The sequence below is a fragment of the Saccharothrix variisporea genome, assembly GCF_003634995.1.
Lineage (GTDB): Bacteria > Actinomycetota > Actinomycetes > Mycobacteriales > Pseudonocardiaceae > Actinosynnema > Actinosynnema variisporeum.
Genome location: NZ_RBXR01000001.1, coordinates 6,117,808 through 6,144,581, shown reverse-complemented (window position 1 = coordinate 6,144,581; position 26,774 = coordinate 6,117,808). Strand labels below are relative to the sequence as shown.

Below are 26,774 nucleotides of genomic sequence, written 5' to 3'. Positions count from 1 at the left end.
TCCCGGTTGCGGCAGCAGGCCCACCGCACCCCGGACGACCTGCGCCCACACGAGCCGGCCGAACAGGTAGTGGCAGGCCACGTCCTCGCTGCTGAACCGGGCCCAGTCGTACCGGTTGCCCTGCTCCCGCCAGAACACCTCGAAACCCTCGTCGTCGCGGACCAGGCACCACGCGTTGTCCGCCTCGGCCCCGATCGACACGACCTCCGCGGGCACGCCCACGGCCAGCAGCCAGCCCTGGATGGACTCGGCGTTCATCGAACCTCCTCCAGGTACCCGAAGGCGACCAGCTCGGCCACCGGGTAGGTCGTCCGGTACCGCACCCCGCCGCCGGGCTGCCCGAACCACTCGGCGGACAGCGTGAACCACACCGGCAGCTCGCGCAGCACCCGGTAGCGGTGGTAGCCCGCGTCCAGCGCGGCCGGTGGCAGCGAGCGCTGCGCGAACGGCGTGCCCAGCTCGGACAGCACCCGGCCCTCGGGCGTGCCGAACCGGTCCAGCTCGACCCCCACCGCGAGCACGCCGGGCTGCCCGGCCTCGTACCCGCCCTCGGGGAACAGCTCGCCCGGCGGCCACGCGTACTCCGGCGGGTCGGCGCGGACCAGGAACCGGCGGTCCCAGTCGCGTTCGTGCATGCCGGCCAGGGCGTCGTAGTCGTGCAGCAGCTCGGCGTCCGGTTCGCCGCCCGGACCGTGGACGAACTTCGGCAGCGGGCGCGCGGACGCGTCGACCAGGTCGCCGTCGGGGTGCCCCTGCGGCTCGAACCGCAGGCCCGAGGCGAACTCCTGCTCCTCGGACGGAGTCGGCAGCTGGCGTGCCGGGGTGCGCCGGGCGGGCGGCAGGGTGCCGCCGGGGAACATGTGCAGCAGGAACAGGGCGACGAACTCGTCGCTGGGCTGCGCGGTCTGGCCGGCCTTCTGCGGTGCGCCGGGCAGTTCCAGGGAGACCGCCGGACCCGTCCCGAGCACGCCGGACATCGACCCGTACGCCGACCCGCCCGCCGGGTTGCCCTGACCGGTGTAGCCGTGGGCCGGGGTCCCGGGCGCGGCCTGGCCGGGGGTCCAGCCCGGCAGGAACGCCTGCGCCTGACCGCCGCGGACCACGAGGTCGCGGGCCAGCGGGACGACGGCGAGCCCGTAGGCGGCCTGTTCCGCGGCCTTGGCGGCGTCCTTGGCCGGGTCCTTGGCCGCACCGGCGGCATCCTTCGCCGAACCGCCCTGGCCCTGGCCGCTTTGGCCCTGGCCGCTCTGGTTGCCCTGGCTCGGGCTGGTGTTCTGGGTGCCGCTCTGGCCCTGGCTCGCGCTCGAACCCGCCGAGCCGGACCCGCCCTGGCCACCACCACCCTGCGCCGCACCACCCTGGGCAGCACCACCCGGCCCGCCCGCGACCGGCTGCCCGGCGCGAGCCGCCTGCTGCCCGGCCTGGGACTGCGCCTGGTTCGCGGCCTGGCCCGCCTGACTCGCGGTCTGGCCGGAAGCAGCCGCCGCCGCACCGCTCGCCGCCGCACCGGCCGCCGGAGCAGCCGCGCCGCCACCGCTCACACCGCCCGCGAGACCACCGCTCGGGCCACCGCCGCTCAAGCCACCGCCGAGACCGCCACCCAGTCCGCCACCCAGACCACCGCCACCGCCGAGGTTGCCGCCGGGAGCACCCAAGCCGGGGCCCTGCGGCGTGTTCGGCACCTGCGCGGCCGGTTGGGCGGCGGGTGCGTGCGGGGTCTCGGTCGGCAGGAGGGGACGGTCGAGGACGGCCGCCGCCGACTGGGTCACGGTGTCCGCCGCGCGCACGACCGTCTCCACGGCCGGCGCGACCGGTCCGGCCGGGCCGTTCCCGCCGAGCACCGGCGACGCGACCTGGTCCACCAGACCCGGGACCAGTCCGGGTGCCTGCTGCGGGCGTCCGGGTCCGTCCACGCGCCCGTGCGGGCCCTCGCCACCGTGCGGACCTTCGTTGCCGGGCAGCACGTCCGCCGCGGCCTGCGCGGTGTCGCCGACGACCTCGACCGCGCCGTTGACCACCTGGCCGGTCGTGTCGAGCACGGGGTTCACCACCCCGGCCACGGGCGCGGCGACCGTCTCGACTACGCGGCCGAGCAGCCCACCACCACCCTGACCCGGCTGACCGGGAACCGCCTGCCCGGGAACTGCTTGCCCGGGAACTGCCTGCCCGGGGACCGCCTGCCCGGGAGCCTGCTGGGTCTGGCCACCGTCGAGGATGCCGCCGAGCAACCCGCCCGACCCCGGCTGCTGCCCACCACCGAGCAACCCGCCACCCCCGAGCAACCCGCCCGAAGACCCACCGCGCCCGTCAGCCGGAGCACCGGGAGCGCCCTCACCGGGACCGGCCGGGGGCACGTCGTGCGACGGCCCGTGCACGCCGGGGTTCACGTCCAGCAGCGGGCGACCGCCGACCTGGACCCCGCTGTCCAACCGGACCGCGTGCGTCAAGGTGTCCGTCAGGTGCGCCACGTTGGCCGCCGTGCCGCGCACCACCGTGTCCAAGCCCAGCAACGCGGTCGGGTGGCCGGCCGCCGCGGCCTGGTTGGCGGCGTCGTTGTTCTTGGCCAGGGTGACCAGTTCGCGGACCAGTTCGACCTTGGCCGCGCCGACCTGCTGCGCGGCGTGGTCCAGGCGGTCGGCGGCGGCGTGGCAGCCGCGCACGGCCTGGTGGAGCTTGCCGTCCGGGCCGGTGAACGCGGTCCAGCGGCGGCGGGCCGCCTCGCCGGTCTCGCCGGACAGGCCGGTCAGCGCCCGGGACGCCGCGCCGTCGGACTCGCCGGCCAGCGCGGAGAGCTTGGTGCCCGCCTCGCGCCACGCGGCGGCGGACGAGCGCAACGCGTCCTCGTCGGCCTGCGGCCAGGTCACGCCCGCTTTCGCGGCGACCTCGGCCAGCTCGGCCGGCAGCTCGATCCCCATCCCCTGCCCCTTTAGATCGCGCCGAAGGAGGTTGCGGTGCCGTCTTCCGCCGCGCGGTAGGTGCGGGCGGTCTCGGTGAGGCGTTCGCCGATGCCGCCGAACTCGCGGCCGAGGTCGCCGAGGCTCGTCAGGGCGTCGGTGGACGGCTGGACGTGCGACGAGGCGAAGCTCTGCCCGATGGCGTCGGAGCCCCAGCACGCGCCGAACGAGTCGAGCAGGCCGCCCAGGTCGCCGAAGATCGTCCCGGCCCGCTCGGCGAACGCGCCGAAGTCGGCGGCGCCGGCGGTCAGCTTGGCGAGGTCGGTCTCGAAACCGCTCATCTCGGTCCCCCGGTGGTCTCGACGTTCAGCCAGTCGCGCTGCTCGAAGTCCTCGTCGTCCTCGACGACCGGCCGCCGCTTGGGCGCGGGCGGTGCGATCTCCTCGGGCCGCAGGTCGGCCGTGCCGCGCACGAGGGCTTCGGGGTCGGTGCCGGCGGGCAGCACCGGGGCCATCGCCCGGTAGGTCCGCTCGGCGGCCTTGGCGGCGGCGTCCTGGGCGGTCCGCACGATCACCTGGGCGAGCTGCGCGGGCCGCAGCCGGTAGGCGGCGTCGGTCAGCTCCAGGTCGGTCAGCGTGCCCTGGGGGCCGACGGTCGCGGTGACCGTGCCGTCCGGGCTGGTCGCGGACGCGGTCACCTTCGCCAGGTCGCGCTGCACGGACGCGAGCTGGTCCCGGCTGCGCCGGTAGTCGGCCAGCAGCTCGTCAACCTGGGCTCGGTGATCGGTCGTCACGGCCACCTCCGGTCTGCGCCGTCGCCGGGCATGGTCGTCGGTCGCGCGTTGGACGTTACGACCCCTACCCCGGTTCCCGCCCCGGATGGAGCAAATTTCAGACCGCTCGGCGCACCAGCGCCCGGTTCGTGCCTTTTCGTTCCACCAGGCCGAATCCGGCGTCCAGGAACATCGCGAGCGTGCCGTGGTAGAGGTCGCCGGAGCCCTTCTTGGCGCCGCCCGTGTCCACCGGGTAGCCCTCGACGTGCTTCGCGCCCCGCTCGGCCGCGAACAAGACCGCTTCCTCCAGCAGGAACTTCGCCACCCCGCGCCGCCGGGCGGTGCGGTGGATGAAGAAGCACGTCACCGACCACGTGTCGGCCGGGTAGTCGCCGGCCGCCGCCTTCATCGTCGCCAACCGGGGGTAGTACGGCCTCGGCGCGACGGCGACCCAGCCCAGGGCGGCCTCGTCCTCCACCGCCAGCACGCCGAGCGGGTCGCCCAGGCGGGAGTGCAGGAAGTCGCGGTTGCCGTCGCCCTGGCCGGCCCGCCAGTCGGCGCGGTCGCGCAGGAAGAACGTGCACCAGCAGCCGGTGACCGCGCCGTTGGGGCCGAACAGGTCCACCAGCAGCGGCCACGTGTCCGCGGTCAGCTCGACGGCCTTCATCCGCGCAGCGCCCGCACCACCCGCGACGGGCTGGGACGACCCAGCCGCTGAGCCATCCACGCGCTGGTGTCGCACAACTTGTCCAGGTCCACGCCGTGCGCGATGCCCAGGCCGTCGAGCATCCACACCAGGTCCTCGGTGGCCAGGTTGCCGGTCGCCGACTCGGCGTAGGGGCAGCCGCCCAGGCCGCCCGCCGACGAGTCCACCGTCCGCACGCCCGCCAGCAGCGCCGCGTAGGTGTTGGACAGCGCCTGGCCGTAGGTGTCGTGGAAGTGCACGGCGAGCTGGTCCACCCGGTCGAAGCCGCGGATCAGCGCCGTGACCTGGCCGGGCGTGGCGACGCCGATCGTGTCGCCCAGCGAGAGCTGGTCGCAGCCCATGTCCAGCAGCCGCTTGCCGACACCGATCACCTGCTCGCGCGGCACGGCCCCTTCCCACGGGTCGCCGAAGCACATCGACACGTACCCGCGTACGCGAAGACCCTCGGCCCGCGCCCGCGCCACCACCGGCTCGAACATGGCGAACTGCTCGTCCAGCGACGAGTTGAGGTTCTTGCGGGCGAAGGTCTCGGTGGCGGAGGCGAAGATCGCGATGTGGTCCACGCTCGCCTTGAGCGCCCGGTCCAGGCCGCGCTCGTTGGGCACCAGCACGGGGTAGCTGACGCCGCCCCGGCGGTCCAGGCCGGCCAGCAGCTCCTCGGCGTCGGCCAGCTGCGGCACCCACTTCGGGTGCACGAAACTGGTGGCCTCCAGGACCTTCCCGCCCGCGTCCGCGAGCCGCTCGAGGAACTCGAGCTTCACCCCGACCGGGACGACCGCGCTCTCGTTCTGGAGGCCGTCGCGGGGACCGACCTCCCAGATCGTCACGCTCTCCGGCAGGCCCTCGCCGCCGACCCGGTCCGGCAGACCGACCTCACGCGCGCCCATCCCCGACCCTCTCCCCCGGCTGGTGATCGTCGTCCGGGTTGTCGTTGATCTCCCGGTACAGCAGGGAGTGCACCTTCTCCACGCCCGGGATGTCGTCGAACTCCAGCGGCTCGTCGGACGAGGACTCCACGATCAGCGTGCCGCACCCGAGCACCCGGTCCGGCAGGGACTGCTCGAACCGGACGCTGCTGATGCGGTCGTGCGGGATGTCCAGCCCGGTGCGCTTGAGGACGCCTTCCCGGTACATCACGCGGTCGCTGGTGACGATGAAGTGCGTGGTGCGCCACCGGACCACCGGCACCAACGTCAGCCAGACGACGACGGCCAGCGCCAAGACGCCGATGACCAGCCACGCGACCTGTCCCCAGTCGGTGAGCACGGCCAGGGTGACCGCCGCCGCGACCACGAGGACGAGGGCGAGGACCGGGACGACCAGGGTCTTCCAGTGCGGGTGCTTGTGGAGCACGACGTGCTCGCTGGGGCTGAGCAGGTCGTCCGGGTAGGCCACGGCGGTCCTTTCGCGTCAGCGCTTGGTGGCCCTCACCGTACCCGCAGGTGCACCACGTCCCCGGCGGAAACCGGGTGGTCGACGCCGTCGTCGTCGCGGACCAGCAGCGTGCCGTCGACCTCCAGGTCCTGGGCGGTGCCCGACAGCTGCCCGGCGGACAGGTCGACGCGGACCCGGCGGCCCAACGTGGAGCACTCGCGCACGTACTCGTCGTACAGGCCGGAGGCGTGCGGGTCGCCGTGGGCGTCGCGCCAGGCGCGTTCGAGGTGGGCGAGCTCGTCCAGGAGGGTGGTGGCGATCTCGGTGCGGTCCAAGTCCTGGTCGGTGTTGTCCGCCAGGCTGGTCGGCTCCAGCCCGCCCGCGCCCGGCTCGATGCCGGTGGGGAGCTTGGCGACGTTGAGGCCGATGCCGACGACGACCGCGTGGTCGGCGGTGATCTCGGCCAGCACGCCGGCCGCCTTCCGGTCGCCCACCAGCAGGTCGTTGGGCCACTTCAGGGTGGCCTGGACGCCAACGCTCGCAGCGGTCCGGACGAGCGCGACCCCGGCGATCAAGGTCAACCAGGGAAGTCGCTGCGGCGGGACATCGTCAGGCCGGAACAGAGCGCTCAGGTAGATCCCACCACCGGGTGATGTCCACGTGCGGCCCCTGCGCCCCTGGCCGGCGGTCTGCTCCTCGGCGATGAGGACGGACCGGTCCGTGGTCTCGCGGCGCAGGTCGGCGTTGGTCGAGCCGGTGGAGGCGACGACGTCGAGCTTGGCGTAGTGCGTGCCGACGAGCCGTTCGCGGAGGACATCGGCGTCTAGTGGCGTGCTCACGGGGCAAGAGTAGGAGCGACCCGCCCCGCGCGCTGTCGGAGCGGTGTGGAGGCGGGGCGGGCCGCTTGCGATCAAGCCTGCAACCTCCAGCGCGGTAGAGGTCAAGCCCCTTCCAGTGAGCTGGGCTACTCACGGGTACCTCACGTGCCCGGTCTGGTTAAGCTGCCCGTTCATGAGCAGTGCGACCGCCCCCATCGGCGAGGAGCCGGACGTCCACACCACGGCCGGGAAGCTGGCCGACCTGTACCGCCGCAACGACGAGGCCGTGCACGCAGGGTCCGCGCGGGCGGTGGAGAAGCAGCACGCCAAGGGCAAGAAGACCGCCCGCGAGCGGATCGAGCTGCTGCTCGACCCGGGGTCGTTCGTCGAGCTGGACGAGCTGGCCCGGCACCGCTCGACCAACTTCGGCCAGGAGCGCAACCGCCCGTACGGCGACGGCGTCGTCACCGGCTACGGCACGGTCGACGGCCGCCCGGTGTGCGTGTTCAGCCAGGACGTGACCGTCTTCGGCGGCTCGCTCGGCGAGGTCTACGGCGAGAAGATCGTCAAGGTGATGGACCTGGCCATCAAGACGGGCCGCCCGATCGTGGGAATCAACGAGGGCGGCGGCGCACGCATCCAGGAGGGTGTCGTCTCGCTGGGCCTCTACGGCGAGATCTTCCGCCGCAACGTGGCCGCCTCCGGCGTCGTCCCGCAGATCTCGCTGATCATGGGCGCGAACGCGGGCGGGCACGTGTACTCGCCGGCGCTGACCGACTTCGTGGTGATGGTCGACCAGACCTCGCACATGTTCATCACCGGCCCGGACGTCATCAAGACCGTCACCGGCGAGGACGTGGGCTTCGAGGAGCTCGGCGGCGGGCGCACGCACAACACCAAGTCAGGCAACGCCCACTACCTCGGCTCGGACGAGGAGGACGCCATCTCCTACGTCAAGGAGCTGCTGTCCTACCTGCCCGCGAACAACATGTCCGAGCCGCCGGTGTTCGACGCGCCCGACGACGTGGTGCACGGCTCGGTCGAGGACTCGATCACCGACGAGGACCGCGAGCTCGACACGCTCATCCCGGACTCGGCGAACCAGCCCTACGACATGCACGAGGTCATCACCCGCGTGCTGGACGAGGGCGAGTTCCTGGAGGTCCAGCCGCTGTTCGCGCCGAACATCCTGATCGGCTTCGGCCGCGTGGACGGCCACTCGGTGGGCGTGGTGGCCAACCAGCCGACCCAGTACGCGGGCTGCCTGGACATCGACGCCTCGGAGAAGGCGGCGCGGTTCGTGCGGACGTGCGACGCGTTCAACATCCCGGTGCTGACGTTCGTGGACGTGCCCGGCTTCCTGCCCGGCACCGACCAGGAGTGGAACGGCATCATCCGGCGCGGCGCGAAGCTGATCTACGCCTACGCGGAGGCGACCGTCCCGCTGGTCACCGTGATCACCCGCAAGGCGTACGGCGGCGCGTACGACGTCATGGGCTCCAAGCACCTGGGCGCGGACATCAACCTGGCGTGGCCCACGGCGCAGATCGCCGTCATGGGCGCGCAGGGCGCGGCGAACATCGTGCACCGCAAGACGCTGGCCAACGCCGCCGCCGAGGGGCAGGACGTCGAGGCGCTGCGGGCGCAGTTGCAGCAGGAGTACGAAGACACCCTGTGCAACCCCTACGTCGCCGCGGAACGTGGTTACATCGACAGTGTGATCCCACCGTCGTACACGCGGTCCTACGTCGCGCGGGCGTTGTCGATGTTGCGCGACAAGCGGGAAACGCTGCCGCCCAAGAAGCACGGGAACATCCCGCTATGAGCGAGCCGCGCGAATCGGAGCGCCCGTACCTGCGCGTGGTCCGGGGCAACCCCTCGGACGAGGAACTCGCGGCCCTGACGGCCGTCGTCGCCACCCTGGGCACCGACCAGGCGGAGGAGCCCGCCCCGCGCCGCTCGGCGTGGGCCGACCCGACCCGCCTGGTCCGCCGCCCGCTGCCGCACGGCCCCGGCGCCTGGCGCGCCTCCGGCCTGCCCGGCTGACCCACCACCGCCCGACCCGCCCGGCCGACGCGGCACCGCTCGACCCGCCCGGCCTACGCGGCACCGCGGCGTCCCTCGGGGCGTCGCGGTGCGCCGGTCAGCAGTCGACGCGTCTGCTGGTGACCTGCACGCGGTCGCCCAGCACCATCACCTCGCGGCAGCGGACGCCGTCGTGCACGGGGTAGCGGACGCGCATCCACACGGCCCCGTTCGGCGGGTGCAGGTGGGTTTCCAGGACCTCGACCCCGTCCGCGGCGACCGCCGGCGGCACCCGCGCCGGGTCGCCCTGCGCTCGGGCCGCACCGGTCACCATCTCCATGACCCGCAGGTCGTCGCGGTCGGACCGGCTCAGGAACGGCCAGAACGCCACCCCGTACCCGACCGGGTCGGTCGACACCACCGCCGCCGCCACCGCGACCACCAGGGCCGCGGGCACGGCCAGCCACCACCGCCGACCGCGAGCCCGGTCGGTCCGGCGGACCACCAGAGCCCAGCGCTGCACGTCTTCGAGGTTGCCCAACCCCGGCGGCACGCGCATCGGTAGTTCTACGCAGCGCCGGCGGAACGCGACCGCCGCTCCAGCGGGCGGTTCAGCCGGCCACCTCGACGGTCACCCGGTCAGGCAGGCCCTTCAGGTCCACCGGCGACTCCGGCTGCCGGATCACCAGCCGTTCCAGCGCGGGCAGCTCGGCCAGTTCCGCCACCTCCGCCGGGTGCGGGATGCCGTAGCACTCCACCACCCGCAGTCCCGGCCACCGGGACACGCCCAGCAGCGACCGGCCCGGCGGCCGGTTGTCCACGGCCAGCACGCGCAGCGGCAGGTCCGCCGGGATCACGCCGAGACCGGTCTCCAGCGCCGGGTGCCGCACGCGCAGGGTGTGCAGGCGGGCGCCCTTCAGGGTGCGCAGGTCGGCGGGCGTGAAGTGCAGCGACAGTTCCTCGATCCCGGTGCGCGCCAGCGGCGACAGGTCCCGGATCAGCGGGCACTGGGTGAGGTGCAGCGAGCGCAGGGAGGGGTGGCCCGCCAGCGGTTCCAGCGACTTGAGCACGTCGTTCTGCATCAGCTCCAGCCGGCGCAGGCCGGGTGCGGCGGCGACCGGGTCGAGCGGGGTCCAGCCGCCCAGGCAGCGCAGGTGGTGCAGGTGCTTGAGGTGGTGGACGTGCCGGATGCGGTGCCAGCCGCGCAGGTCCACGCGCTGGTCGCCGAAGTCCACCTCGGCCAGCACGGTCCGCGCGTAGTCCTCGGGGTTGGGCGAGTGCCGCCAGGCGCGCAGCAACTCGTCCAGCACCACGGACTCGTCCAGCTCGGTGAACGGCTTGATCTTCTCCAGCGCGCCCTCGCCGCCGATCATGGCGATCACCCGCACCACGCACGCCGCCTCGATGTCGGTCAGGCCCTCGGGCGTGTCCGGCAGCAGGTCGCGCACGAACGCGCCGGCCGACGCCAGGGTCTCGGCGTCGGTCATGGTGGTCGGCGGGATGAGCCGCGCCACCGCGCGCCGCACCTCCTCGCGCACGTCGGGCCGCTTGTCGACCCTGCCGACGACGTCGGCGTGCTCGACGGCCGCCGCCGCGAGCAGGTGCAGCAGGTCGGCCACGCGCGGGGCGTGGCGGGCGGCCTCGTTGCCGTCGAGCAGGCCCGCCAGCACCTCGGCACGCTCGGCCGGGCGGGCGTGGGCGACGGCCATCACGACCACGTCGTGCCAGTCGTCGCGGTGGGCGTGGTCGACCAGGGGGCCGAGGTCGCCGGAGTCCACGACCTCCTTGGCGGCCAGGTAGTCGCGGAACGTGCGGTGCACGAACTGGACGTCCCCGTGCAGGGACTCGCGCAGCAGGCCGGTGCGCTCCAGGAACCGTTGCAGCACTTGGGAAGGCTCGGCGTCGTGCGGGCGCAGGCCGCGCATGGCGCTGCCGATCCACTGGTGCGCCTTGGACTTCGACACCAGCTGGCGGCTGTTGCGCACCAGCGAGTACGCGAACCGTTGCAGGACGACGAGTTGCTCCTCCTTGGAGAAGCCGAACCGGTCCTGGTCGACGTGAACGCCGCGCTGTTCGTCCCAGCGGACCAGCAGCAGGTCCAGGGCGGCGTCGTAGAGGGACTTGCGGTCGCGGGGCAGGTGCATGCCGCCGTCCTGGTGCAGCGCGCACAGCAGCCCGCACAGCAGCGGGCTGGACGCGAGCTTGCGCAGGTCCGCCCGCGTGGCCAGGGTCTCGGCCAGGCGGTGCTCGCAGTCCTCGAGCCAGGCGGCGAGGTCGGGCCGCTCGGCGCGGGCGGCGTCGTGCCAGGCGGCGAGGAAGTCCCGGACGCCCTTGGCGGACATCGGGAGCAGGTCGTAGGTGGTGAACCCGGCTTCGCCCAGCCAGTTCTCGTCCACCGCCGAGGGGCGGGTGGACACGACGTACCGGGCGTTCGGGTAGGCGGCGACCAGGTCTTCCAGCCACTGCTGGGCTTCCGCGCGGCGCTCGGAGCCGAGCTCGTCGATGCCGTCCACCAGCAGGAGGGCGGTGCCCTCGCGGAACCGGCCGACGATCCACCGGTCGGGTTTCTCCTCGGCCAGGACGGGCGCGGTGGTGTCCAGGATGCGTTCCGGCGTGGGCAGCGGACCTTCGGCGAACTGCCGCAACGGTACGAAGAACGGCACGAGCCCGTCCCGCGCGGCGGTGAGCGCGAGCCACCGCAGGAACGTCGTCTTGCCCGCACCCGCCGACCCGCGCAGCAGGACCCGGCGAGCGTCCTCGAACGCGGTCGCCGCACCCACACCCGCACCGGTCAGGGCTTCGTCGTCCCGCCCGCCCCGACGCGCGACGGCCAGGCTCACGTACGACCGGTCGAACGAGTGCCGTCCCGGGCCGCGCCCGCGCGTCACGCCGAACAGCTCGAAGGAGTTGGTGGTCCGGATGACGTAGTCGGCGTAGCGGAGGGCGAAGTCGGCGGCCTCGCGCGAGTCGCGTTCGACCAGCTCGGAAACCCCGTCGCTGACGCCGACGTGGAGGTCACGCATGATCCGGTCCACGGACCGGGCGAGCTCGGCCAACCCCGCACAACACCCGGCGAGCAGCAACTCGTACGCCGCCCGCCCACCGGCCGTGAACTCCTGGTCGGTGGCCGGCACCCGCTTGGCCAACCGCTCACCGTTGACCAGGTCGGCAGGCTCCTTGGCCAACCGCTCCCACGGCACGGCCCCCAACCCGTCCCGAACCGCCTCGACCGCCCGCTGCCACTCCTGGTCGGACACCCCCGCCAACTCGGTCCGCCGCAACCCGGCAAGCTCTTCGGCCACCCGCCGAACGACCCGGTCGGGCTTGGCGAGGGCACGAATCCGCCGCCGGTCGTCGACCCGATGCGCAAGCCCACCGACACCGTGCTGGAGCAACCCGTCGAACGCCGTCCCGAAGACAGCGCCCAACGCACCCGAGATCGGGTCGACCACCATTCACGCCTCCCCACGGACTGGCGCCTACCCCAGCGTAAGCCGATCACGACCCCCACCACCGCCTCCCGCCCCGGCTACCCCCCAAAGCCACACCCGACCACCCCCACCCGGCCCACCCCACCACCCCAACCGGCCGCACCCCCGACGCTCTGCTCCCAGTCGATCTCCCCCAACCTCGCCCACCCCCAACCGCCGCCCCTGCGCTCGCTCTCCTCCTGTTCTCCGGTCGCTCTCCGGTTGTTCTCCGCCGGGCTTCCACCGAACTCCTCAGATCGCCGCACGCCCGGCTCTGTCGGTCCCCGGTGGGAGAATGGAGACGGGGGCCGGAGGCCACGCCCAGCGGCACGAACCGGCGAAATCCGCGACTCGCGAACGACGACCCACAGCCCACGACAGGCGACCCGCGAGTGGCGGCGGGCAAGCGGCGGCGGGGGCAAGCGGCTCGAGCCAGCGGCGGCAGTGGGCCAGCGGCGGGGCGCGAGCGGCGGCGAGCCCTCGGCGGCAGGCGAGCGGCGGCGGCGAGCGGCTGGTAGCGGCGGCACCGGGCGAGCGGCAGCAGCGGGCAGCGGCGGCGGGCAGCGGCGGCGGGCAGCGGGCAGCGGGCAGCGGCAACGGGCAGCGGCGGCAGCGGCGCGAGCAACCGGCAGGGGGTGACGGCGGGCGAGCGGCGGCAGCGGCGGGGCGAGCGGCGGCAGCGGCGGGGCGAGCGGCGGCAGCGGCGGGCGGCGGCAGCGGCGGGCAAGCGGCAGGGGGTGGCGGCGGGTGGGGCGGCGAGGTCCCAGGGGTCAGGCCTGAACGGGGGCGTTAGGGTTCGGCCGTGCGCTTCGTGCTTGCCTCCGCGTCCCCCGCCCGGCTGAACGTCCTCCGCAGCGCCGGAATCGAGCCCGTCGTCCGCGTGTCCGGCGTGGACGAGGACGCCGTCGCCGCCGCGCTCAGCGACCCCACCCCCGGTGAACTCGTCACCGCCCTCGCCCGCGCCAAGGCCGAGGTCATCGCCGCCGACGAGGAGGACGCCCTGGTCGTCGGCTGCGACTCGATGCTGCTCACCGCCGACGGCGAGGTCCAGGGCAAGCCGGGCACCGTCGAGAACGCCCGCGCCCGTTGGCGCAAGATGGCCGGCACCACCGGCACCCTGCTCACCGGCCACGCGATCCTCAAGGTCGAGAACGGCCGGGTCACCGACAGCGTCGCCGACCACGAAGCCACCCAAGTCCGGTTCGGCACCCCCACCGAGGACGAACTCGAGGCCTACCTCGCCACCGGCGAGCCGCTCCAGGTCGCGGGCGCGTTCACGCTCGACGGGCTCGGCGGCTGGTTCGTGGACGGCATCGACGGCGACCCGTCCAGCGTCATCGGCATCAGCCTCCCGCTGACCCGCAAGCTGCTCCGCCGACTGGACGTCGTGATTTCCGACATCTGGTAGTCGTTGTCACATTTCCGCTGATCCGGGAAGCTCCACCCAGGGCCATCGCGTTGGGGGAGCCGATGAACGAGCTTTTGACGCGCCGTCGCCACATCGACTTCGGCCGCAGGACGAACACGGGCTGTCACGCGCAGTGACCATCCCCGTCCCTGCGCACCCGAAAGAGACGACATGTCGTTCATCCGCACGTACACCAAGCCGAAGGTCTTCGGCATCACCGTCCTCGCCGCGCTCGTCCTGGGCGCGCTGGCCGGGTGGGTGGCCAAGTCCACCGACCAGGCCTGGCTGACCACCGCCCTGGAGAAGCTCGGCGACGTCTTCACGAGCCTGCTCCAGTTCACGGTCATCCCGCTCGTCTTCACCGCGATCGTCGTCGGGATCACCAGCCTGCGCCGCCTCGGCGGCCAACGCGCCGCGCGCCTGGGTGGCAAGACGCTGCTCTGGTTCGCGATCACGTCGTTCATCGCGGTCCTGATCGGGCTCGCGATCGCGCTGATCTTCAAGCCCGGCACCGGCGTCCAGGTGCAGCCGACGGAAGCCGCGCTCAAGCGGCTCGCGAGCCGTGAGGGCGGGTCGTGGTCGACCCTGCTGGACACGCTCGTCCCGTCGAACCTGTTCTCCGCCTTCACCGAGGGCGAGGTGCTCCAGGTCGTGTTCATCGCGATCCTGGTCGGGTTCGCCGCGTACGCGCTGGGCGAGAAGGCCGCCCCGTTCGTCAACCTGACGCGGTCGGCGTTCGACCTGATCCAGAAGATCGTCGGGTGGATCGTCCTGCTGGCCCCGATCGGCGTGTTCGGCCTGATCGGGACGGCGTTCTCTACCTACGGCAACTCGTTCGTCCGGCCGCTGTTCAGCCTGATCGCGACCGTCTACGGCGGGACGCTGCTGGTGTTGTTCGTCGTGTACCCGATCCTGCTGCGGTTCGTCGGCCGGGTCAGCCCGGTGACGTTCTTCAGCAAGGCGTGGACGGCGATCCAGTTCGCGTTCGTGTCCCGGTCGTCGGGCGCGACCCTGCCGCTGAGCCGCCAGACCGCCGCCAACCTGGGCGTCGACGCCGACTACGCGTCCTTCGCGGTGCCGCTGGGGACGACCACGAAGATGGACGGTTGCGCGGCGGTGTACCCGGCGATCGCGACGGTGTTCATCGCGAACCTGTTCGGCATCGAGCTGGGCCTGTGGCAGTACGTGGCGATCGTCGCGGTCGCGGTGTTCGGCGCCCTGGCGACGGCCGGCACCACGGGTTGGTTCACGATGCTGACCCTGACCCTGGGCGCGGTGAACCTGCCGCCGGAGGTCATCGCGACCGGCGTGGCCGTGGTGTACGCGATCGACCCGATCCTGGACATGATCCGCACCGCCACCAACGTGGCCGGCCAGATCACGGTCCCGGTCCTGGTCGCCCGCTCGGAGGACCTGCTGGACGACGAGGTCCTCAACGCCCCCAGCACGCCTCCGCTGCTGACCGGTCCCCGGGAGGCTGTGCCGGCGTAAGTGCTGGTGAGGAGGGTAGGATCGGGTGGCGGGGCGATCTTCGCGAACGCCACCCGATCGGGCGACATACAGGATCCGCGACCAACCGCCGACTCGCGCGTCCCGTAAACAAGGAGCGCGGGCCACGGGAGGCAACGCCCAGGGGGACCGCCCCCAACGCCCAACAAGCCCGGCCCCCACACCCCGCCCACTCCCGCGCCCCCACGTCCGCACCACCGCGCCCGCACCACCGCGCCCGCACCACCGCGCCCGCACCACCGCGCCCGCATCGCCGCGCCTCTGCGCGCCACCGCCCGACCGAGCCCGCCGCAGCCCGCCGCAGCCCGCCGCAGCCCGCCGCAGCCCGCCGCAGCCCGCACAGCCAGGGCCGACGGCCGCGACCCGGCCCGGCGAGGGCGCATCGCGCGCGACGGCGGGCGCGGCGGGTGGAGTGGGCGTGCGGCGGCTCGAAGGAGCGGGCGGCGCGAGAAGCCCGCAGCGCGGAGGAGCGAGGCGCGGAGGAGCCGGGGGGTGTGAGGGTTCGAGGGGGCCGGGGTGGTGCGGAGGGTTACTGGTCGCAGGGGTGTAGTTGGGTGATGCTCGGTTGCACGGTGGGCCAGCCCGGGAGGTGGGTCTGGTCCGGGACCGGTGTCGTGCAGCCCAAGTCGATCTTCGGCCCCACCAGCGAGAACACCTGCGCGAACCGCCGCGCACAATCCACGCCCGGCTCGCACGCCCGCTGCACCGCCACCACGTCGGCCACCCCGTCGCCGTCCGCGTCGTGCAGCCCCAAGTGCCCCGCCGTCGACACGTAAGGCACCTGGGCCCGCGTCCACGCCCCCGACCGGCGCACCAACACCTCCCCCACGACCTCCGCCCCCGCCGGACCCCGCACCAGGCACACCGCCACCTCGGCGTCCACGCACTCCAGCGAGCCGTCGCTGATCACGGCGCCGTCCGCCGCGATGGTCAGTTCGAAGATGTTGCGGCCGGACGCTCCGTTGGTGCTGATACGGCCCGAGCCCTGGCCGACGAGGACCGCCACCGTGTCGCGGCCCACATCCGCCGTCACCACCACCTGGCACGCCGTCGTCCCGCAGCGGAGCTCGTCCTGGGTCGGCGAAACCCCCCGTTCGGCGGTGTCGTCCGGGCGCAATGACCACGCGAAGACCATTCCTGCTGCGCTGATGACGACAGCAAAGCAAGCTGTGAGCAGCGCGGGGAGGTTCGGGCGTGACACGATCGCCGATTGTCCCACCCCGACGTGAGCTGTCTCTCCATCCCGTATTACTGACCAGTCACTAAACTCCCGACCCATCACTCCACATCAGCGCTGCCAGGAGGTAGGACGTCGTGTCGCTGCGCAAGGTCCTCGTCGCCAACCGCGGTGAGATCGCCGTCCGGGTCATCCGCGCTTGCCAGGACGCCGGTCTCGCCAGCGTCGCCGTCTACGCGGATCCCGACCGCGACGCACCGTTCGTCCGGCTCGCCGACGAGGCGTTCGCGTTGGGCGGCAGCACGCCCGGCGACAGCTACCTCTCGGTGGACAAGCTGCTGGACGTCGCCAAGCGCTCCGGCGCGGACTCGGTGCACCCGGGTTACGGCTTCCTGTCCGAGAACGCCGACTTCGCGCAGGCCGTGCTGGACGCGGGCCTGATCTGGATCGGGCCGACGCCGCAGGCCATCCGGGACCTGGGTGACAAGGTCACCGCCCGGCACATCGCGATGCGCGCCGGCGCGCCGCTGGTGCCCGGCACGAAGGACCCGGTGTCCGGCCCGGACGAGGTGGTCGCGTTCGCGAAGGAGCACGGGCTGCCGGTCGCGATCAAGGCCGCGTTCGGCGGCGGTGGCCGCGGGCTGAAGGTCGCGCGGACGTTGGAGGAGATCCCCGAGCTGTACGACAGCGCGGTGCGCGAGGCGGTCACCGCGTTCGGGCGGGGTGAGTGCTTCGTCGAGCGGTACCTGGACAAGCCGCGGCACGTCGAGGCGCAGGTGCTGGCCGACCAGCACGGCAACGTCATCGTCGTCGGCACCCGCGACTGCTCCCTCCAGCGCCGCCACCAGAAGCTGGTCGAGGAGGCGCCCGCGCCGTTCCTGACCGACGAGCAGCGCGCCCGCATCCACACCTCCGCGCGCGCCATCTGCAAGGAGGCCGGCTACCACGGCGCGGGCACGGTCGAGTACCTGGTCGCGCAGGACGGCACGATCTCGTTCCTGGAGGTCAACACCCGCCTGCAGGTCGAGCACCCGGTGTCGGAGGAGACCGCGGGCATCGACCTGGTGCGCGAGCAGTTCCGCATCGCCGCCGGCGAGCCGCTGCGCTTCACCGAGGACCCGACGCCGCGCGGCCACTCCATCGAGTTCCGCATCAACGGCGAGGACGCGGGCCGCAACTTCCTGCCCGCGCCGGGCACCGTGACCACGTTCGTCGCGCCGTCGGGCCCGGGTGTCCGCGTGGACGCGGGTGTCGAGAGCGGCACGGTGATCGGCGGCCAGTTCGACTCGTTGCTGGCCAAGCTGATCGTCACCGGCGAGGACCGCACGCAGGCGCTGGAGCGGGCGCGGCGGGCGCTGGACGAGATGGTCGTCGAGGGCATGGCGACCGTGCTGCCGTTCCACCGCCGGATCGTGCGCGACCCGGCGTACGTCGGCACCGAGGACGGGTTCACCGTGCACACGCGGTGGATCGAGACCGAGTTCGACAACACCATCCCGCCGTTCACCGACGGCGCGGAGGCCGAGGAGGACGAGCCGCGCCAGACCCTGGTGGTCGAGGTCGGCGGCCGGCGGCTGGAGGTGTCGCTGCCCGGCGGGCTGTCCGCGGCCGCGCCGGTGGCGAAGGGCGGCGGCGCGAAGGCCAAGCCCCGCAAGCGGGCCGGCGGCAAGGGCGGCGCGGCGGCGTCCGGTGACGCGGTGGCGGCGCCCATGCAGGGCACGATCGTCAAGGTCGCGGTCGAGGACGGCCAGCAGGTCGAGGCGGGTGACCTCATCGTGGTGCTGGAGGCCATGAAGATGGAGAACCCGGTGACCGCGCACAAGGCCGGCGTGGTGACGGGTCTCGCGGCGGAACCGGGTGCGACCGTCACCCAGGGCACCGTCCTGTGCGAGATCAAGGAATAAGCTCTGGTACGTGGGCGAGCGGGACATCCGGATCGGTGACGCCGAGCGGCAGCGGGCGATCGAGCTGCTCGGCGAGCACCTGTCCGAGGGCAGGCTGGACGTCGACGAGTACGGCGACCGCACCGCCCGGGTGACGGCGGCGAAGACGCGCGGCGAGCTGCTGGCGCTGTTCGCCGACCTGCCCGCGCCGCACCCGCGGTTCGCGCAGGTCGCCCCGCTGCCGTCCACGGCGCCACCCGCTCTGCCCGGCCAGGACCGCCGGTGGTTGCAGGCGGCCGTGCCCCTGGTCGGGTTGTTGACGGTGGCGTTGTTCTTCCTGGTGAAGAACCCGTTCGTGTTCCTGCTCGTGCCCGCGGTGGCGTTGATCGTCGGTCGGATGGGCAACCGGTGACCCTGCTGTTGCTGGACTTCGACGGCGTGGTGCGGCGCATCGGTCCGGACGCGCCCATCGAGGACGCCCACGGCCTGCCGCGCGGCACCCTCGCGACGGTCGCGTTCAGCCTCTCCGGCCCGGCCCTGGTGGGCCGGATGTCGGACGAGGAGTGGCGTGCGGCCGTCCGCGCCCACCTGGCCGGCCTGATCGGCCCGACCGCCGCGGCGGATGCCGTGACGGCGTGGACCCGGACCGGCGAGGTGGTGCCCGAGGCGCTGGCCCTGGTCCGCGCGGCCCGCACCCGCGCCACGGTCGCCTTGCTGAGCAACGCGACCACGAAGCTCGACGCCGACCTGGCGGCCTTGGGCCTGACCGACGAGTTCGACGCCGTCGTGGCGTCCTTCCGGCTGGGCGCGGTGAAACCCGACCCGGAGTGCTTCACCAGGACCCTGGACCTCCTGGGGCACAAGGCGCGGGACACCGTCTTCTGCGACGACAACGCCGACAACGCGGCCGGCGCGCGGGCGGTGGGCATCGGCGGCGTCCACACACCCGACACGGCGACGTTGGCGGCGGCCCTGCGGGAACGGGGCCTGGTTGACTGACTTCCTGCTGCTGGTCCTGCACGACCGCGACGAAGCCGAAGACCTGGCGCGGACCCTCGCGGCGGCCGGGTGGGCACCGTGCGCGGTGCACAAGGACCTCCTGGCCGGCGAGGACGACGTCGAGGACGCGGACTGGGTCGTCGAACTCGCGACCGCCCCGGACGGCACCCCCGCCCACGCCCACCGCGACGAGCTGGAGTCCCTGGCCGAACGGCACGACGCCTTCGTCACCGACTGAGCACCTCACCGACCGAGCCACGGACCCGGCTGACACACCACCGGAGGCCCGGCTACCGTCGCGGCATGGAGCCGGTCGACCTCAAGGCGGACGGGTTCGTGCTCGACCAGCTCACCGCCGCCGACGCACCCGCGCTGCTCGCCGCCGTGGACGACGACGCCATCGGGCAGTGGCTGTCCGGCTACCGGCTGCCCGACGAACGGGCCGCCCTCGCCTTCATCGGCTACCGGGCCTGGCAGTGGGCCGCCGACCAGCGCTGTTCCTGGGTGGTCCGGGACGAGGACGGGGCCATCGCGGGCGAGGTGTGCCTGCGGGACCTCGACCACCACGACCGCAACGCGCTCGCCGTCTGCTGGACCGCCGCCACCCACCGCGGCCGGGGCGTGGCCGTCGCCGCCCTCACCGCCGCCCTCCGGTTCGGGTTCGAGGAGGTCGGCCTGCACCGGGTCGGCTACCGGCACTCCGTGGCCAACCACGCCTCCCGCCGGGTGGCGGAGAAGTGCGGGTTCACCTTCGAGGGCACGCTGCGCGGCGCGGAGCTGGTGCACGGCGTCCACCACGACCTCCTCCAGTGGTCGCGGCTGGCCACGGATTAGCCTGCCCGACATGGAGCCGGTCGAGATCAACGCGGGCGAGTACTACCTCCGGCAGCTGCGGGTGGACGACCGCATCGACGACCGCCCGGCCCTGAGCCGGTTCGCCACCCCGGAACAAGCGCGGGCGCACATCGAGCGCCGGGCGAACGAGTGGGAAACCGACGCCGGCTGTTCGTGGGCGGTGTGTGAACAGTTGTCGAACACCGCGGTCGGCGAGGTGGCCGTGTCGGCGACCGGGGAACTGTTCTGCTGGATCAGTCCGCAACACCGCGGAAAGGGCATCGCGACCCACTGCGTCGAAGCCGTCGCCGGGTTCGCGTTCGGTTTTCTCGACCTGGAAAGCCTCACCACCACCCCCTGCGACAAAGCCGCCGAACGCGTTGCGCAAAAATGCGGATTCACGGCAGGTAGTTCACACGGCGTGTGGACCCGGCTACGGTAGGTGCGCATGAGGGCTGCTCGCACGATCACCGCGCTGGTCGCGCTGGTCGCCACCGCGTGCACGCCCCTGCCCGAGAAGAAGGCGGACGGGCGGGTCGACGAACCGCTGCCCGCCACCACGACCACGGTTCCGCAGCTGCCACCGCGGCCCCGGGACCTGCCGCTGGACCAGGTGGACCCCTGTGCCGTGCTCAGCCCGGAGCAGCGGCTGCAACTGAGTCTCGACCACGAGCCGAGCCCCTACCTGGAGACCAGCTTCGGCAACGCGAAGGCCTGCACCATGCGCAGCGGGATCAGCGGCAACGTGGTGCGGTTGGCGCTGGTCACGGCCGAGGGTGTCGGCGTGTGGCTGTCCGAGAACGCCCAGCTGGACGCGAAGGCCACGACCGTCGTCGGGTTCCCCGCGCTGACCGTGCGGACCCCCGGCCTGGACGAGGTGTGCAACGTCGAGGTGGACGTGGCCCCCAGCCAGTTCCTGGACGTGATGTTCCGGGACGGCGGTAACAAGACGAAGGTGTCCCAAGACATTCTCTGCCAAGGAGCACAACGGGCGGCAGAAGCCGCTGTCGCCGGTTTGCTGCAACGCGGCTGACCCACGCGGGGGAAGTGCGCTCCGCCCACTCCCCGCTGTCGGACCGGGTGGCTAGAGTGACCATGCTGACGCGCTACACGACAAGACGGGGAGGTCGTCCATGCCGTCGGAAGACCACGGCCACGGCGCGGACTCGGGCACGCCACCACCGCCTGCCCTGTCGCACACCCTCAGCGTCGAGCCCAACGCGATCCCGAGCCTGCGCAACGCGTTCGCGGGCGCGTTGACCAAGCTGGACAAGCAGATCGAGCTGGCCATCACCGAGGTCCGGGTCCGCCCGTGGGCCGGCGACCCGGTCAGCCAGGAAGCGGCGGAGAAGTTCAACGAGCGCTCGGTGGAGTCCGGCGACTCGGCGCTCACCGCGTTGCAGAACTACCAGCAGCAGCTCAAGGGCGCGATGGACGCCCTGACGCTGGTGGAGCAGCAGTACCGGACCATCGAAGACGACAACACCGGGTTGATGGGGCAGCAAGGCGGCTGCTGAGCCCGCCGCAGGCGAGGGGAATCTTCATGCCCGAGGGCCACCGCTGGAGCGGGTACAGCCACGAAGAGCTCTACCAGAAGATCAACTCCGGGCCGGGCCCGAAGGCCTCGCACGCCTCGATGGAGCGCTGGGAGGGCGTCTCGGCCGCGTTAGCCGAGATCAACTCCGAGCTGCACGCGGGTGTCCTGGGCTCCGGCGCGAAGTGGGAGGGCACGGCGGCCGACCAGGCGCGCAGCGGCATGAACCCGCTCGCCGCGTGGGCCGACGAGGCGCGCGGCGGCGCGGAGGTCATGCGGCTGTCCGCCGAGCTCCAGGCCGACTACATCGCCAAGGCCCGCGCCGACATGCCGCCGCCGGTCAAGGTCACCGCCGAGGACCCGGGCACCGTGCTGACCGCCCTGACCCACCTGGTCGGGCAGCAGACCGACCACGAGATCCAGGAGAAGGTGCGCAACGCCGCCGAGCAGCGCGCCCGCGAGGTGATGACCACCTACGCGTCCTCCACCACCTCCAACGTGACCACGCTGGGCCAGTTCAACCAGCCGCCGCAGCTGGTGATCACCACCTCCGACGTGGTGCGCACCGACGGGGCGGGCGTCGCGCCCGGCTACGGGTTCCACGGCGGCGTGCGCGGCGGCGGGCGCTGGGGCCGCTACGGCGGCGGACGCGGCTGGAACCGCGGCGGCACCGCGCCCCAGACCCGGCCGGCCGCACCGGTGAGCGGCGGCGCGTCGACCACCGTCTCCGGCAGCACCCAGACCAGCTCGACCACGCGCCCCACGAGCGCGCCGATCGGCTCGTCCCAGCTCGGCTCGACGAGCTTCGGCCCCGGCGGCGTGATCGGCGGCGGCTCGGACGGCCGCCAGCAGGACCGCCGCAAGGGCGGCACCGCCGACACCACCACCGAGCAGAACACCCAGTCCGCCACCGAACAGCAGCAGCAGGGCGCCGGCGGCCACCGGCCCAGCGGCACGACGGTGGCCAGCTCGGCGGAGTTCGGCGCGCTCGCCACCACGGCCAACGCCCAGCACGTGGCGACCGGGGCCGGCCCGACGAGCGGCGTCCTCGGCGCGGGCCACCAGGGCAGCGGCGACACGGTCCACAAGCGCACCGCGCCCGCGCCCGTGCAGCAGGCCTTCGACCCGTTCGGCGGGCTCGGCGGGGGCCGCGCGGACGAGGAAGAGGACGCCGAGCACGACGGCGCCGACTACCTTCGGGAAACCGACGACATCTACGGACTCGGCGGGCACATCTCGCCGCCGGTGATCGGGGAGAGCACGACCCGCTGATGACGACGTTCGGTCTGGACCTGGGCACGCACGACGTGCGCGAGCCCGTCACCATCTCGGCGCTGGAGTTCGACGTGCTCTGGGAGCACCTGCGGCTGGAGACCATGCCGCTGGTGCTCAAGGTGCCCTCACCGGGCAAGACGCACGCCGAACGGGCGGAGCTGGAGCGGCGGGCGTGGGCGGGTCTGGAGAGCCGGGGCCTGGGGCGCCCGGTGGCGCTGGACCCGATGCTGGAAGACCTGCTGCACCTGCTCAACCGGCCGCAGCGCGAGGTGGACGGCCGGTTGTGGCTGGGCCGCAGCGTGCGGGTGCTGGCGGCGGCCAAGGGCCAGTCGGCGGTGCTCGCGGTGCTCGACGGCGACCAGCTCACCCTGCGCCCGGCCTCCGCCGAGGGCCTGCCCCGCGAGGCGCTGTCCGTGCTGCCCGCCGCACCGCCCGGACCGGGCCACTCGGTGACCCTGCCCAGCGCCGACCTCGACGCCGCCGCGGCCGCCGCGGGCACGCCGGACAAGCTCGAAGCGGCGCTGCGCGAACGGGGTGTGCGGGCGGACGACGCCAAGGTGCTCGCCGACATGTTCAAAGACGCCGGGTTCCGCGGCCAGTTCGGCGCGGCCGTGCGGGACAAGTGGGGCAAGCGGGTGCGCCCCGAGCACGTGGTGGCGTTCTTCGACAACCCGAACGGCCGCTACGTCCAGCTCCGCCGCGCCACCCCGGGCCAGCAGCCGTGGAGCACCGTCTCCCCGACCGACGCGCGCCGGCTCGTCCAGCACGTCACGGACCTGCTGCCGCCGCCCTGATCGGGTGAACTCGGTACGGAATCGCGGTCTCGCCCCTCGGTTCCGTCATGACCCACGCACACGGCGCCCACCTGCGCGCCGACCTGGTCCCGTTCGGCCGCCACGTCCTGGTCGAACGGCACCGCGTCCTGGACTTCCGCACCCGCTGCGCGGCCGTCCTGCTGCACGCCGGCCCTTCGGCGGTTCTGGTTCGGGAAACCGCTCTAGCCCTGCACGGCATCACGACGGCCCGCACCGGCACCGTCCACGTCCAGGTGCCCGACGGTGTTCGCGTCGACCCCATCCGCGGCATGACCCTCCACCACGGCCCGATCGGCACGCACGTCGAAGCGGACGGCCTCCGCTGCCACCCACTCGCCGACGCCCTGACCGAGGTATTGCGCACCACGAACCGCCTCACCGCCCTCACCTGCGCCGACGAGGCCCTGAGCCGGCTGCCACCGGAGTCCCGCGCCCACCTCCGCGAAGCCACCCCGGAGATGGCGCTCGTCCCCGGCGTCGGCTCACCGGCCGCGTGCAGGCTGCTGCTGTCCCTGGTGGACGCCGGCCTGCCCGCACCGCACGTCGAGCGGCACGGGCAGCAGGTGCACCTGACCTGGCCCGCGCGGCGGACCGCCGTCGTCCACGGCGGTCGGTGGTCCGCGCACGGCTGGACCGTCGTCCCGGCGGACGACGAGGACGTGCGCAACCCCGTCCGGCTCATCTCACGGCTGTCACGGCCCGATGCCCTGGCAGGGGCGGGTGCGCAGGTCGGCCACGTAGTCGTCCGGCGCGCCGGCGGCCTCGGCCGCGTCGGCGACGACACCGATGTAGCGGGCCGACGGCAGGCCGCCCTCGTAGGCGTCCAGCACGTACAGCCACGCGGTGACCGAGCCCTCCAGGGTCTGCACCCGCAGGCGGATCTTCTTGTAGAGGCCGAGCGCGCCCTCCCACCGGTCCAGGCGGGATTCGTCGCGGGGGCTCACGTCGTAGAGCACGCAGAAGACCTGGGAGTCCGGGTCCTCCACGATGGTGGCCAGCGCGCCTTCCCAGCCGAGGTCCTCGCCACCGAAGGTCAGACGCCAGCCGACGAGCCATCCGGTCCCCGCCATCGGCGAGTACGGGGCTCGCTCCATCATCTGGTTCGGATCCATGTTGGACCCGTACGCGGCATAGAGCGGCACGACGACAGCCTAGCGACCTATGGATCACCCGGAAGCACCAGAAGACCGGACGACACACCTCTGCACCCGACCGCGTACGGTAAACGCGCCGGAGGAGAACCCTGAGGAAGGACGTGTCGTGACCCGCATCGTCATCATGGGCGGTGGGCCCGCAGGTTACGAGGCGGCGCTGGTCGCGGCGCAGCACGGGGCCGACGTCACGGTCATCGAGCGCGAGGGCCTGGGCGGCGCCTGCGTGCTGTACGACTGCGTGCCGTCCAAGACGTTCATCGCCTCGGCCGGTGGCCGCAGCGCCTTCCGCAACGCCGGTGAGCTGGGCATCCGCACCTCCGACACGACCGCCGCCGTCGACCTGCCGGTCGTGCACGGCCGCGTGAAGGGCCTGGCGCTGGCCCAGTCCTCCGACGTGCGCGCCCGCCTCCAGCGCGAAGGCGTGCGGATCGTCAACGGCACCGCGAAGTTCTGCGACGACGCCCGAGGCCTGGCCCAGCACCAGGTCGTGGCCGAGCTCAAGGACGGCGGCACGGAGGTCCTGCCCGCCGACGTCGTGTTGATCGCCACTGGCGCGACCCCGCGCGTGTTGCCCGGCGCCGAACCGGACGGCAAGCGCGTCCTGACCTGGCGCCAGATCTACGACCTGCCGGAACTCCCCGAGCACCTCGCGGTCATCGGCTCCGGCGTGACCGGCGTGGAGTTCGCCTCGGCCTACACCGAGCTGGGCGTGAAGGTGACCATGGTCTCCAGCCGGGACCGCGTGCTCCCGCACGAGGACGCCGACGCGGCCGTGGTCCTGGAGGACGTCTTCGCCGAACGCGGCACAGCCGTCGTCAAGCACGCCCGCGCCGACCGCGTCGAGAACGTCGGCGACCAGGTCCTGATTCACCTGGAAGACGGTCGCACGATCGAGGCCAGTCACGCTCTGATGACCGTCGGCTCGGTGCCCAACACGACCGACATCGGCCTGGACAAGATCGGCATCGAACTCGGTCGCGGCGGCTACATCCCGGTCGACCGGGTGTCCCGCACCAACGTCCCCGGCGTCTACGCAGCTGGCGACTGCACCGGCGTGCTGCTGCTGGCGTCGGTGGCGGCCATGCAGGGCCGGATCGCCATGTGGCACGCGCTGGGCGAGGGCGTGAGCCCGATCAAGCTCAAGACGGTCGCGGCGAACGTCTTCACCAACCCGGAGATCGCGTCGGTCGGCATCAGCCAGCAGGCCATCGACTCGGGCGAGGTCCCGGCCCGGACGATCATGCTGCCCCTGGCCACCAACCCCCGCGCCAAGATGGAAGGCCTGCGCCGGGGCTTCGTGAAGCTCTTCTGCCGCCCGGCGACCGGCGTCGTCATCGGCGGCGTGGTGGTGGCCCCGAACGCGAGCGAACTCATCCTGCCGATCGCCCTGGCCGTGCAGAACCAACTGACCGTCGAGGACCTGGCGACCACCTTCTCGGTCTACCCGTCCCTGACCGGCTCGATCACCGAGGCCGGCCGCCAGCTCATGCGCCACGACGACCTGGACTGACCCGGCCCACTTCTGACTCCCACCGCCGCGCAGCCTTCGCTGCGCGGCGCTTTCACGCGCAACGCGTGCTTTTCGGCGCGCGCAGCGCGGTTTTGTGCAGTGGTCCCAACCACAGGTGGAGGGCCTCGGTTCCCCCGCCGTATGGCCTGCCCGAAGGGCTACCACATTTTGGGCCGGGTGCAGCCGAAAGTTTTTGCGAGGAACGAGCAAAAAGTTTTAGCGGCACCCGGCCCAAAATGTGGTTGGCTCCGCCAGGTCATGCGGTGGGGAACCGACGCCCTTCACCCCCCGCTGGCGGCCTGCCGCGCGGCGAGCGCCGCTTTTCATCTTTCGAGCGCTTCGCGCGTACCAGCGCGAAGCGCGTTCGGCTTGAGAGCGAAGCGTTTCGTTCAAAGCTCTTAAAAAGCGAAAAGCGAAAAGCGCCTCGCCGGCGGGCAGGCCACCAAAGATGACTCAACTGCAACGGCGGGGGCTTCTTGCTTTTGCCATCTCCGTATGGCCTGGCGGAGCCTACCACAGATTTCCCCGGGTGCCGCTAAAACTTTTTGCTCGTTCCTCGCAAAAACTTTCGGCTGCACCCGGGGAAATCTGTGGTAGCCCTTCGGGCAGGCCATACG

The 26,774-nt window shown here is 72.8% G+C and carries 28 protein-coding genes and 1 pseudogene; 15 read left to right on the top strand and 14 right to left on the bottom strand.

Annotated elements, in window-relative coordinates:
- Window positions 1–9: 9 nt before the first annotated feature.
- The 8 genes and pseudogenes from DFJ66_RS28010 to DFJ66_RS27975 form a co-directional block, all read right to left on the bottom strand.
- Window positions 10–258, bottom strand: a pseudogene (locus DFJ66_RS28010) (hypothetical protein); the annotation flags it as partial.
- On the bottom strand, window positions 255–2,915 hold the full coding sequence (locus tag DFJ66_RS45140; protein ID WP_281276644.1) for a TNT domain-containing protein: 2,661 nt from the start codon (window positions 2,913–2,915) through the stop codon (window positions 255–257). The gene DFJ66_RS45140 and the pseudogene DFJ66_RS28010, both read right to left, overlap by 4 nt.
- An 11-nt stretch (window positions 2,916–2,926) precedes the next feature.
- On the bottom strand, window positions 2,927–3,235 hold the full coding sequence (locus tag DFJ66_RS28000; RefSeq protein ID WP_121225358.1) for a WXG100 family type VII secretion target: 309 nt from the start codon (window positions 3,233–3,235) through the stop codon (window positions 2,927–2,929).
- Window positions 3,232–3,687, bottom strand: coding sequence for a YbaB/EbfC family nucleoid-associated protein (locus DFJ66_RS27995; RefSeq protein ID WP_121231838.1), 456 nt, complete (start codon window positions 3,685–3,687; stop codon window positions 3,232–3,234). The genes DFJ66_RS28000 and DFJ66_RS27995 overlap by 4 nt, the downstream gene beginning before the upstream one ends.
- 97 nt (window positions 3,688–3,784) lie before the next feature.
- A complete protein-coding gene (locus tag DFJ66_RS27990; protein ID WP_121225356.1) occupies window positions 3,785–4,333 on the bottom strand; it encodes a GNAT family N-acetyltransferase in 549 nt (182 codons plus the stop codon).
- A complete protein-coding gene (locus DFJ66_RS27985; protein ID WP_121225354.1) occupies window positions 4,330–5,259 on the bottom strand; it encodes a hydroxymethylglutaryl-CoA lyase in 930 nt (309 codons plus the stop codon). The genes DFJ66_RS27990 and DFJ66_RS27985 overlap by 4 nt, the downstream gene beginning before the upstream one ends.
- Window positions 5,246–5,767, bottom strand: coding sequence for a PH domain-containing protein (locus DFJ66_RS27980; RefSeq protein WP_121225352.1), 522 nt, complete (start codon window positions 5,765–5,767; stop codon window positions 5,246–5,248). The genes DFJ66_RS27985 and DFJ66_RS27980 overlap by 14 nt, the downstream gene beginning before the upstream one ends.
- Before the next feature lie 32 nt (window positions 5,768–5,799).
- The gene (locus DFJ66_RS27975) at window positions 5,800–6,585 is read right to left on the bottom strand and encodes a biotin--[acetyl-CoA-carboxylase] ligase (RefSeq protein WP_121225350.1); all 786 of its coding nucleotides are present in this window, start codon (window positions 6,583–6,585) and stop codon (window positions 5,800–5,802) included.
- A 172-nt stretch (window positions 6,586–6,757) separates the two neighbouring features.
- Here DFJ66_RS27975 and DFJ66_RS27970 point away from each other — a divergent pair, with 172 nt between their 5' ends.
- Both DFJ66_RS27970 and DFJ66_RS27965 read left to right on the top strand, forming a co-directional pair.
- A complete protein-coding gene (locus DFJ66_RS27970; RefSeq protein ID WP_121225348.1) occupies window positions 6,758–8,389 on the top strand; it encodes an acyl-CoA carboxylase subunit beta in 1,632 nt (543 codons plus the stop codon).
- Window positions 8,386–8,610, top strand: coding sequence for an acyl-CoA carboxylase subunit epsilon (locus tag DFJ66_RS27965; RefSeq protein WP_121225346.1), 225 nt, complete (start codon window positions 8,386–8,388; stop codon window positions 8,608–8,610). Before DFJ66_RS27970 ends, DFJ66_RS27965 begins: the two co-directional genes overlap by 4 nt.
- 97 nt (window positions 8,611–8,707) lie before the next feature.
- On the opposite strand, the gene DFJ66_RS27960 is transcribed toward DFJ66_RS27965, so the two are convergent.
- Together DFJ66_RS27960 and DFJ66_RS27955 are read right to left on the bottom strand one after the other, a co-directional pair.
- Window positions 8,708–9,148: a hypothetical protein gene (locus DFJ66_RS27960; protein ID WP_121225344.1), complete on the bottom strand. Its 441-nt coding sequence runs from the start codon at window positions 9,146–9,148 to the stop codon at window positions 8,708–8,710.
- 52 nt (window positions 9,149–9,200) lie between these two features.
- The gene (locus DFJ66_RS27955; protein ID WP_121225342.1) at window positions 9,201–12,044 is read right to left on the bottom strand and encodes an NACHT domain-containing protein; all 2,844 of its coding nucleotides are present in this window, start codon (window positions 12,042–12,044) and stop codon (window positions 9,201–9,203) included.
- Between the two features lie 817 nt (window positions 12,045–12,861).
- On the opposite strand from DFJ66_RS27955, the gene DFJ66_RS27950 reads away from it, so the two are divergent.
- Window positions 12,862–13,467, top strand: coding sequence for a Maf family protein (locus DFJ66_RS27950; RefSeq protein WP_121225339.1), 606 nt, complete (start codon window positions 12,862–12,864; stop codon window positions 13,465–13,467).
- A 171-nt stretch (window positions 13,468–13,638) separates the two neighbouring features.
- The gene (locus DFJ66_RS27945) at window positions 13,639–14,958 is read left to right on the top strand and encodes a dicarboxylate/amino acid:cation symporter (RefSeq protein WP_121225337.1); all 1,320 of its coding nucleotides are present in this window, start codon (window positions 13,639–13,641) and stop codon (window positions 14,956–14,958) included.
- A gap of 547 nt (window positions 14,959–15,505) precedes the next feature.
- Here DFJ66_RS27945 and DFJ66_RS27940 read toward each other — a convergent pair.
- A complete protein-coding gene (locus tag DFJ66_RS27940; protein WP_121225335.1) occupies window positions 15,506–16,111 on the bottom strand; it encodes a hypothetical protein in 606 nt (201 codons plus the stop codon).
- Between the two features lie 179 nt (window positions 16,112–16,290).
- Between DFJ66_RS27940 and DFJ66_RS27935 the strand changes: the two genes are divergently transcribed.
- The 10 genes from DFJ66_RS27935 to DFJ66_RS27890 all read left to right on the top strand — a co-directional run bounded on the left by DFJ66_RS27935 (window position 16,291) and on the right by DFJ66_RS27890 (window position 23,472).
- Window positions 16,291–18,057, top strand: a complete 1,767-nt coding sequence (locus DFJ66_RS27935) for an acetyl/propionyl/methylcrotonyl-CoA carboxylase subunit alpha (protein WP_121225333.1) — start codon at window positions 16,291–16,293, stop codon at window positions 18,055–18,057.
- A gap of 10 nt (window positions 18,058–18,067) precedes the next feature.
- Window positions 18,068–18,448 carry a DUF1707 SHOCT-like domain-containing protein gene (locus DFJ66_RS27930; protein WP_121225331.1) on the top strand — a complete coding sequence of 127 codons (381 nt, stop codon included), beginning with the start codon at window positions 18,068–18,070 and terminating at the stop codon, window positions 18,446–18,448.
- Window positions 18,445–19,035, top strand: a complete 591-nt coding sequence (locus DFJ66_RS27925; RefSeq protein WP_170199699.1) for an HAD-IA family hydrolase — start codon at window positions 18,445–18,447, stop codon at window positions 19,033–19,035. Before DFJ66_RS27930 ends, DFJ66_RS27925 begins: the two co-directional genes overlap by 4 nt.
- Complete coding sequence (locus DFJ66_RS27920) at window positions 19,028–19,273, top strand: hypothetical protein (RefSeq protein ID WP_121225327.1); 246 nt, start codon at window positions 19,028–19,030, stop codon at window positions 19,271–19,273. The genes DFJ66_RS27925 and DFJ66_RS27920 overlap by 8 nt, the downstream gene beginning before the upstream one ends.
- A gap of 65 nt (window positions 19,274–19,338) precedes the next feature.
- Window positions 19,339–19,869: a GNAT family N-acetyltransferase gene (locus DFJ66_RS27915; protein WP_121225325.1), complete on the top strand. Its 531-nt coding sequence runs from the start codon at window positions 19,339–19,341 to the stop codon at window positions 19,867–19,869.
- 10 nt (window positions 19,870–19,879) lie between these two features.
- Window positions 19,880–20,311, top strand: coding sequence for a GNAT family N-acetyltransferase (locus DFJ66_RS27910; protein WP_121225323.1), 432 nt, complete (start codon window positions 19,880–19,882; stop codon window positions 20,309–20,311).
- Window positions 20,312–20,317: 6 nt separating this feature from the next.
- A complete protein-coding gene (locus DFJ66_RS27905; protein WP_121231836.1) occupies window positions 20,318–20,902 on the top strand; it encodes a DUF3558 domain-containing protein in 585 nt (194 codons plus the stop codon).
- Between the two features lie 100 nt (window positions 20,903–21,002).
- The gene (locus DFJ66_RS27900) at window positions 21,003–21,386 is read left to right on the top strand and encodes a transcriptional regulator (protein ID WP_121225321.1); all 384 of its coding nucleotides are present in this window, start codon (window positions 21,003–21,005) and stop codon (window positions 21,384–21,386) included.
- Between the two features lie 26 nt (window positions 21,387–21,412).
- Window positions 21,413–22,675: a PPE domain-containing protein gene (locus tag DFJ66_RS27895; protein ID WP_121225319.1), complete on the top strand. Its 1,263-nt coding sequence runs from the start codon at window positions 21,413–21,415 to the stop codon at window positions 22,673–22,675.
- On the top strand, window positions 22,675–23,472 hold the full coding sequence (locus DFJ66_RS27890) for an ESX secretion-associated protein EspG (RefSeq protein WP_121225317.1): 798 nt from the start codon (window positions 22,675–22,677) through the stop codon (window positions 23,470–23,472). Before DFJ66_RS27895 ends, DFJ66_RS27890 begins: the two co-directional genes overlap by 1 nt.
- Window positions 23,473–23,675: 203 nt before the next feature.
- Here DFJ66_RS27890 and DFJ66_RS27885 read toward each other — a convergent pair whose 3' ends face one another.
- From DFJ66_RS27885 to DFJ66_RS27880, 3 genes are all read right to left on the bottom strand, one after another.
- The gene (locus tag DFJ66_RS27885; RefSeq protein ID WP_121225315.1) at window positions 23,676–23,930 is read right to left on the bottom strand and encodes a hypothetical protein; all 255 of its coding nucleotides are present in this window, start codon (window positions 23,928–23,930) and stop codon (window positions 23,676–23,678) included.
- A gap of 45 nt (window positions 23,931–23,975) precedes the next feature.
- Window positions 23,976–24,119, bottom strand: coding sequence for a hypothetical protein (locus DFJ66_RS43025; RefSeq protein ID WP_170199696.1), 144 nt, complete (start codon window positions 24,117–24,119; stop codon window positions 23,976–23,978).
- Window positions 24,120–24,185: 66 nt separating this feature from the next.
- Window positions 24,186–24,635, bottom strand: a complete 450-nt coding sequence (locus DFJ66_RS27880) for a gamma-glutamylcyclotransferase family protein (RefSeq protein ID WP_121225313.1) — start codon at window positions 24,633–24,635, stop codon at window positions 24,186–24,188.
- 118 nt (window positions 24,636–24,753) lie between these two features.
- Here DFJ66_RS27880 and DFJ66_RS27875 point away from each other — a divergent pair, with 118 nt between their 5' ends.
- Entirely contained in the window at window positions 24,754–26,157 is a 1,404-nt protein-coding gene (locus tag DFJ66_RS27875) for an NAD(P)H-quinone dehydrogenase (RefSeq protein ID WP_121225311.1), read from the top strand.
- The last annotated feature ends 617 nt before the right edge of the window (window positions 26,158–26,774 follow it).

Coding starts and splice junctions, on each gene's coding strand:
- DFJ66_RS45140 (WP_281276644.1), bottom strand. CDS start 2,915: ATGGGGATCGAGCTGCCGGCCGAGCTGGCCGAGGTCGCCGCGAAAGCG.
- DFJ66_RS28000 (WP_121225358.1), bottom strand. CDS start 3,235: ATGAGCGGTTTCGAGACCGACCTCGCCAAGCTGACCGCCGGCGCCGCC.
- DFJ66_RS27990 (WP_121225356.1), bottom strand. CDS start 4,333: ATGAAGGCCGTCGAGCTGACCGCGGACACGTGGCCGCTGCTGGTGGAC.
- DFJ66_RS27985 (WP_121225354.1), bottom strand. CDS start 5,259: ATGGGCGCGCGTGAGGTCGGTCTGCCGGACCGGGTCGGCGGCGAGGGC.
- DFJ66_RS27970 (WP_121225348.1), top strand. CDS start 6,758: ATGAGCAGTGCGACCGCCCCCATCGGCGAGGAGCCGGACGTCCACACC.
- DFJ66_RS27965 (WP_121225346.1), top strand. CDS start 8,386: ATGAGCGAGCCGCGCGAATCGGAGCGCCCGTACCTGCGCGTGGTCCGG.
- DFJ66_RS27960 (WP_121225344.1), bottom strand. CDS start 9,148: ATGCGCGTGCCGCCGGGGTTGGGCAACCTCGAAGACGTGCAGCGCTGG.
- DFJ66_RS27955 (WP_121225342.1), bottom strand. CDS start 12,044: ATGGTGGTCGACCCGATCTCGGGTGCGTTGGGCGCTGTCTTCGGGACG.
- DFJ66_RS27945 (WP_121225337.1), top strand. CDS start 13,639: ATGTCGTTCATCCGCACGTACACCAAGCCGAAGGTCTTCGGCATCACC.
- DFJ66_RS27940 (WP_121225335.1), bottom strand. CDS start 16,111: ATGGTCTTCGCGTGGTCATTGCGCCCGGACGACACCGCCGAACGGGGG.
- DFJ66_RS27915 (WP_121225325.1), top strand. CDS start 19,339: ATGGAGCCGGTCGACCTCAAGGCGGACGGGTTCGTGCTCGACCAGCTC.
- DFJ66_RS27910 (WP_121225323.1), top strand. CDS start 19,880: ATGGAGCCGGTCGAGATCAACGCGGGCGAGTACTACCTCCGGCAGCTG.
- DFJ66_RS27905 (WP_121231836.1), top strand. CDS start 20,318: ATGAGGGCTGCTCGCACGATCACCGCGCTGGTCGCGCTGGTCGCCACC.
- DFJ66_RS27900 (WP_121225321.1), top strand. CDS start 21,003: ATGCCGTCGGAAGACCACGGCCACGGCGCGGACTCGGGCACGCCACCA.
- DFJ66_RS27895 (WP_121225319.1), top strand. CDS start 21,413: ATGCCCGAGGGCCACCGCTGGAGCGGGTACAGCCACGAAGAGCTCTAC.
- DFJ66_RS27890 (WP_121225317.1), top strand. CDS start 22,675: ATGACGACGTTCGGTCTGGACCTGGGCACGCACGACGTGCGCGAGCCC.